Genomic DNA, 6,696 nt, shown 5'->3' with positions numbered 1-6,696 from the left:
AAGAAAGTTTCCTCCTTACCAACTTCATCCACAAATGCTGATACTAAAATAGCGTTTTCTGTTCTTTTCTTTTCTGTAAATACTTCAATTGTTTTCATAATAGTAAATTTAGATATATAAAAATAACTGATTTTTATACGATTATATTGTATTCGATTAGTTGTTTAGTTGTTTATTGATTTCGTTTTATAATTGTTTAGTTTTTCCCTTTATAATATAATTAGTTATTACCTTAATAATATATTTAGTTATTTCGTTAAAATAACGTGAGCTGTTCTCCTTGTACCTTACTATAGTAGTTGATAAAATCTTCAAGTTTAATAGGAGTAAGATCTACTTCATTTTCCGAATAAATAACATCACAAAGATTTTGTTCTTTTCCTTCAATTTGGAGTATTTTGCATCGGTAATCAAACCTTCCTCGAAATCGTTCAATAGAATAAATAATCAATGGGGTTTTTGTTTTTTTATGACAGCCGAGATAACCACGCTGTAAAACCCTATAATTTTTCAAGTCTTGTTCCAGTGCTTTGTACATTGCAAAATCCATATTTTATTTATTTAGTTATTTAAGTGTTTATTGCTTACGTTATTTAATTAATAGTATTAACGCTCACTGGGAAAATATAATGTTGTATTTTCCAACCAAACAGTAAGTTCAAATATTTCGATTGAAGCAGGCTGAAAGTAATGCAATAAAATTATATTCAGATTTCCATCTTGAAGTTCAATTGAAAATGTAATTTCATCAATCTTTGTAATTTTCCAAACTTGAAAATCTTCATTAAAGACGTTAGGATTTTTTTGTAGTTGGATGATTTGGTCAACAATTGTAAAGGCGTTTTTTGACTGTAAGTAATGATCTAGCGTAGTGGTGATAAATAGATTTTTCATGATGATATTTTTTAAGTTTATTATTTGTTTAGTTATTACGCTATATATTTGATTAGTTATTTATTTGATAATGAGGACACTTTTCTTATTTCTTAAAATATTCTGGAAATTAGCATTGTCAAAGGAGTTTTTGGAATTGTGAAAATATAAATGAACGCAGCGCTTTTATCTTTATTCGTATAATTGAGGTGTCTTTTTCTTTGCTAAATGACTTTAAAAAAGGAATGATTTCTAAAACTGAAACAACGTGGCAGCCCGAAATGAATTTGCCTGGAAGGGTAGGTGGGTTCGTCAATATTTAAATTTGTTTTAGAATAAATATTGATGGATTCCCAAATTCATTTTTTTAGGAAGACTTCCATTTTTAATTTTGCATACAGAAAAACACCAGAGATAGGAGGAAAGGATAAGAGCTTCCGATTTATGATATTTTAAACCTTAATGGCTGATATAAAATTTGGTTTTTAGTTTTACTTACCTACGATGAAAATAAATTTCCGAAACGTTGAACAACATTCATCTCAATTGACCCCAAAAATTGATTACCATATATAATCACGTGGTGGTCAAATTTTGATTATCTTTATTTCTTAAAATCAGAGCATTATGATTTGGTCTGCAAAATTAATCAACCATAGAAATGAGGATCGAATTGGTGTAAAGTTCGAGAAAGATAAAGAGTTGATCCAACGGATAAAACTAATTAGTGGAGCGCGATGGAGTCAGCAGAAAAAACTATGGCATATTCCGGACACGCGAGAAAATAGAGAACGGTTCAAAATCATACAAAAACAAGACACCACACTTTCCGAAGATGGACAACAACATCTTAATCAATTCGTTCGCTGGCTCTCTTCGAAAAGATATAGCCAAAATACAATCAAAACTTATTCGGAGGCACTAAGATCATTTCTGGTTTATAATCAGGCAAATGATATTTGTGAACTCACCAATGCAGATGTACTTGACTTTAATAATGATTATATTTTGAAAAAGAAATTATCAGCATCATACCAAAACCAAATCACTAGTGCTATAAAATTATACTTTAGAATTATTCGCGAAACTAAAATAGAAGTAGATAAAATTGAACGTCCCAAAAAGCCTAAAACATTACCAAATGTTTTGAGCAAAGAAGAAGTAAAGAATATCCTGGAGGCACATGCCAATATAAAACACAAAATGATGCTTTCATTGATTTATAGTTGTGGTTTGCGATGCAGTGAATTACTCCAGCTACGACCACTTGACATTGATTCTAAAAGGAATATTGTTCTGATTAAGCAAGCAAAAGGTAAAAAAGACAGAATTACGCCATTATCTCCGAAGATTTTAGAATTATTAAGGGTATATTACCAGCTTTACAAACCGAAAACTTATTTATTTGAAGGCCAAGAACCGGGTATTATTTATTCAGCAAAAAGCCTTCAAAGTGTATTAAAACAAGCATTAGAAAAATGCAACATAAAAAAGCCAGTTACCTTACATTGGCTTCGGCACAGTTACGCTACTCATTTATTAGAAAGCGGAACTGATTTGCGTTACATTCAAGAATTACTTGGACATAACAGCAGCAGAACAACTGAAATTTACACGCATGTGAGCACCAAAAGTTTACAACAGATAAAAAGTCCCTTTGATGATTTATAACAATAAAAAAAAATATATCTTAGTGATCAGAAATATGTCGTATAAATATCAGACAAATCCCTACCAAATACGTTGTATTTGTCTGACGAAGTAAGACATATAAACAAGTTAGCTGTAATGCAACAAAAATCTCGTCAAGTAACATGTAATTGAAATTTTATTATTCTCTGAAAAAATTAGGAATGAATTAAAAATTTTAAAACGTTCCTAACGATGTGTTAGCATTAAAAACTCAAAATACTTGAACTTATTTATGAATGAAAATGTACAAATAATTTTAATTATTCTTTCTTCCATACTTCTAATTAGTTGGACAATTTTTGACGGTCTAAAATTAGGTCGAAAAATCAAACGCAAAAAAGCAGGTGATAAAAAAGATGAAATCAAAGCACTTAGAAATTACGGGAGCGAAAATATGCTAATAAGCTCATTAGAAATTATCGGTAGTTTTTTGAAGAAAATATTTTAAAAAGCACTACAGCTAACAGTGTATTTGCAAAAAACGGGGTTAACGGTTTCTTTGAGAATTTATTTAATAAAACACGCAAAAATGCTTTTCATCTTTCAATTTTCGCTAATTTAGAAATCTGAAAAAGCATTTTGCTTCGGGCGATTTTTCTTACCACATTTGGTTTGCAGTAGCCCGTTCTTCGCAAATACTTTTACGTTATATGCCATTTTATAGAACGAACAGCTAACAATACACAAATGAGATTAAAAAATATTTTCACAATTGCAACAACAATTTTATTCCTAAATGCAAACGCTCAAAATAGATCAAACTACATAAAAAAAGAAAATCTTAATAAAGATTTTGATTTTTTGGTCAGTGCCATAACTGAAACTCATCCAGATCCTTATTCTGTAATTTCAAAAAATGAATTTGATAGCAAGGTTGCAAAAATAAAGGCAAATTTTAAAGATTCTTTGACACTGAAAGAATATTATCGAATGATTGCTCCATTGGTTGCCTCATTGAAAGACGGACATACATCACTAAAATTTCCTGGAAGAAAACTCTATAATGAAACCGACAACCTTTTTCCGTTTATTATAAAATCAAGTTTAGAAAAACCTTTTTTATCTGTTACTGAAAATTTAAACAGCGATTATTCACAAATTCCTGTGGGAGCGGAAATTTTAAAAATCAATGATATTCCAGCAGAAAAAATCATTCAAAAAATCATTGAGAACACAAGCGGAGAAAGCAATGATTATCGACTCAAAATGGGAGCAGATTTTTATTTTTTTGGGTTTGTATTTGGAGCTTTCTATGATTTGAAAGATATTGCTCTTGTGGAATACATATTTGAAAACAAAATTTACAAAAAATCTATCCCAACTGTAACACTTTCTAATTTAATGGAAATTATAAAGAAAAAGCAAAGCCAATCTTCCAATCAACCGCAAAATGTTGCAATTCAAGATTTTTCTTTAATCCTAAAACCCGAGATAAAAACTGCCATTTTAGATATTAGATATTTCAATGATGAAACCAAATTTCAATATTTTTTAAGCCAAAGTTTTAAGAAAATAAAAATACAAAAGATTAATAAAATCGTTATTGATGTTCGTGAAAATGGTGGGGGAAATTCAACTTTAGGCGACGAACTTCTAAAATATATAACTTCCAAACCTTTCAAGCAATTTGATAATACGACAATTAAATACAGCCAATTACAGAAAGATTATTATAAAGATTATTGTGAAACTGATACTTTAAAAAACTGTGATACTTACAATTACATAAAAACAAAAAAGAATGGCGAAATGGAAACATTTCCTATAGAAAAGTTAACCGAACCATATCCTAAGTCAGAACGCTTTGATGGAAAAGTTTACTTATTAACAAGTGTAAGGACATTTTCTTCAGCTTCAAGTTTTACACAAGCATTTAAGCATTATAAAATTGGAAAAATAGTTGGACAAGAAACAGGAGGTTGGATTGTATCTTACGGCGACAAAATAATGTCAGAATTACCAATAACCAAAATTCCGCTTTCAATTTCTACGAAGAAATTTTATACTGTTGGAGCAACAGACGAAGATTTGCACGGAGTAAAACCTGACATTGAAATGAAAGCAGAAAATGCTTTGGATTTTATAATAAAAAAATAAATAAACGGCATATAACAAAGGGTTTTGCAATAGTGGGGCGAAACTGCAAGGTGCAACGATAGTTCTTCGATTGAGCTTTTGCGCAAAATTGAAGATTTGTGCTTCGATAGCCCCACCATCGCAAAGCCCCGACCGTTATCTGTCATTCTAAAAGCGAGAGCGTAAAACAAAAACGGATTTGAAAAAGATATTTCACCACTTTATTTTTAGAATTCAACAAGGTTTCAGAATATTTAATTGGAATCCTAAAATCAGTCTTCCAATTTTGCTTGTTTTAGGCGCTTTGATTGCGGTAAAACTTCCTTTAAATTATTATTATCCCGCAATTTTCTTTGCTTTAACTCTAACTTTTCACATCAATAGAAAAGACATTCCATTTTTAAAAAAAGTTTTTGTAAAAAATTGGAGGTTAATAATTTACATTGAATCTGCAATTATTTATGTGTTATTTATTTTGGGAAATATAAATTACAAAATTGATAAATTGGGTATTTCGCTATTTTTTGCGATAATATTATTTTCTTTTTTTTACCCAAAAGCAAAACCAAATTTATCGCTTAAATGGAATTTTATTCCCGATTCATTGTTTGAATTTAGAAGTTTTTTAAGGAAAAACACTTGGTTTGCAATTATCGGTTATGTAATTATAGTTTTATCTGCGTATCAAACTGCATTATTAATTTTTGTAGGTATTTTCATTTTAGATTACTTTTCAAACATTTACGAACACAATGAAAATAAAGAAATGTTGGAAATATATTTTAAAAAGCATTCTTTTGAGCAAAAGTTGAAATCAAATCTGAACTTCTTCAACCTTTTACTTTTGCCAACTTATGTAGGATTTTTAATAATGAATTACAAAGACAGTATTTTCTTAATCTATTATTTTGTCTTTATGAACCTTTATTTTTTACTTATTTTAACAAGAAAATATAAAATTTACAACCATAAGGAAAAAACAAACTATTACAATATGGGAGTTTTTTTGGAATACTTTTTTTGCAGTATTACTATAATTCCCGCTATTTTTGTGTTGAGAGAAAATATAAAAACAGCCAAAAAAAATATTAAACTTTATGTTGGAAGTTAAGAATTTGAATGTTAGTTTTAAAAAACAAAAAGTTTTAGATGATTTCAATTTGAATATTGACAATGGAGAAATTCTAGGATTATTGGGAAAAAATGGAGCAGGAAAAACAACTTTCTTTGAATCGCTGTTTCAAAATGTGAAATTTTCAGGAGAAATTTCTTGGAAAAACAAACATTTAAAAAGAGAGCAAATCTCTTATTTAGAAACCGAAAATTATTTTTATCCTTACATTACAGGAAAAGAATATCTTTCCTATTTTTCAGAAAGTAAAAACTTGAAAAAAAGTGAACTAATTGAAAAATTTAAACTTCCATTAGGAAAGTTTGTGCAAGATTATTCTAGTGGAATGAAGAAAAAATTAGCACTTATTGGAATGTTATTATTAGATAAACCAATTAATATTTTAGACGAGCCTTTTAACGGAGTGGATTTTGAGGGCGTTCACATTTTATATGATATAATTAGAAACCTAAAATCGGAAAATAAGATTGTAATTGTTAGTTCGCACATTATTGAAACATTATTTCATACTTGCGACAAAATTGCAATTCTACAAAATGGGAAAATTGAGAAAATATATGAAAAAGCTGAATATGAGCAACTTAAAAACTTTAAATTCTGAGAAAAAGAAGAACGACAGATAACATGGGTTTTGCAAGATGCGGGTTTGAAGGAATCCCCAGGAAGTACTGAATTAGTATAACTTTTGGTTTTCCCCTTGAAACTTTGGTTGCAGTAGCTCGCACCTCGCAAATCCCCCTTCCGTTGCCTGCTATGTTATGAAAATTGTGTTTCAAATATTTTTTTTAGTTTTTATTTTAAGTTCTTACCAAAGTAAAGGACAAAAAATCCCTGTGAATATGGAGATAAAGTTAGAAAACGCAAATCCTATTGCTCAAAAAATAATGTCGGAAGATTTCTTTTATGATGTAACCGACGAATTT

The 6,696-nt window shown here is 29.3% G+C and carries 7 protein-coding genes; 5 read left to right on the top strand and 2 right to left on the bottom strand.

What is annotated here, in order from left to right:
• Window positions 1-256: 256 nt before the first annotated feature.
• Complete coding sequence (locus tag ACEYOS_RS14370) at window positions 257-550, bottom strand: hypothetical protein (RefSeq protein WP_373748079.1); 294 nt, start codon at window positions 548-550, stop codon at window positions 257-259.
• A 56-nt stretch (window positions 551-606) separates the two neighbouring features.
• A complete protein-coding gene (locus ACEYOS_RS14365) occupies window positions 607-894 on the bottom strand; it encodes a DUF6876 family protein (protein ID WP_373748080.1) in 288 nt (95 codons plus the stop codon).
• Between the two features lie 606 nt (window positions 895-1,500).
• Between ACEYOS_RS14365 and xerA the strand changes: the two genes are divergently transcribed.
• From xerA to ACEYOS_RS14340, 5 genes are all read left to right on the top strand, one after another.
• Window positions 1,501-2,544, top strand: a complete 1,044-nt coding sequence (gene xerA / locus ACEYOS_RS14360) for a site-specific tyrosine recombinase/integron integrase (RefSeq protein ID WP_373748081.1) — start codon at window positions 1,501-1,503, stop codon at window positions 2,542-2,544.
• A gap of 253 nt (window positions 2,545-2,797) precedes the next feature.
• Window positions 2,798-3,013: a hypothetical protein gene (locus ACEYOS_RS14355; protein ID WP_209815953.1), complete on the top strand. Its 216-nt coding sequence runs from the start codon at window positions 2,798-2,800 to the stop codon at window positions 3,011-3,013.
• A 239-nt stretch (window positions 3,014-3,252) separates the two neighbouring features.
• On the top strand, window positions 3,253-4,662 hold the full coding sequence (locus tag ACEYOS_RS14350) for a S41 family peptidase (RefSeq protein WP_373748082.1): 1,410 nt from the start codon (window positions 3,253-3,255) through the stop codon (window positions 4,660-4,662).
• Window positions 4,663-4,840: 178 nt separating this feature from the next.
• Complete coding sequence (locus ACEYOS_RS14345) at window positions 4,841-5,752, top strand: hypothetical protein (RefSeq protein ID WP_373748083.1); 912 nt, start codon at window positions 4,841-4,843, stop codon at window positions 5,750-5,752.
• The gene (locus ACEYOS_RS14340) at window positions 5,739-6,374 is read left to right on the top strand and encodes an ATP-binding cassette domain-containing protein (RefSeq protein ID WP_373748084.1); all 636 of its coding nucleotides are present in this window, start codon (window positions 5,739-5,741) and stop codon (window positions 6,372-6,374) included. The genes ACEYOS_RS14345 and ACEYOS_RS14340 overlap by 14 nt, the downstream gene beginning before the upstream one ends.
• Window positions 6,375-6,696: the final 322 nt, after the last annotated feature.

It is taken from the genome of Kaistella sp. (assembly GCF_041824135.1).
Classification (GTDB): Bacteria; Bacteroidota; Bacteroidia; order Flavobacteriales; family Weeksellaceae; genus Kaistella.
The sequence above is the reverse complement of the archived record's forward strand: the minus strand, read 5'-3'. Positions and strand labels throughout refer to the sequence as shown.

Bases quoted from the DNA above. Each gene is read 5' to 3' on its own strand.
- ACEYOS_RS14370 (WP_373748079.1), bottom strand. From the start codon at position 550: ATGGATTTTGCAATGTACAAAGCACTGGAACAAGACTTGAAAAATTAT.
- ACEYOS_RS14365 (WP_373748080.1), bottom strand. From the start codon at position 894: ATGAAAAATCTATTTATCACCACTACGCTAGATCATTACTTACAGTCA.
- xerA (WP_373748081.1), top strand. From the start codon at position 1,501: ATGATTTGGTCTGCAAAATTAATCAACCATAGAAATGAGGATCGAATT.
- ACEYOS_RS14355 (WP_209815953.1), top strand. From the start codon at position 2,798: ATGAATGAAAATGTACAAATAATTTTAATTATTCTTTCTTCCATACTT.
- ACEYOS_RS14350 (WP_373748082.1), top strand. From the start codon at position 3,253: ATGAGATTAAAAAATATTTTCACAATTGCAACAACAATTTTATTCCTA.
- ACEYOS_RS14340 (WP_373748084.1), top strand. From the start codon at position 5,739: ATGTTGGAAGTTAAGAATTTGAATGTTAGTTTTAAAAAACAAAAAGTT.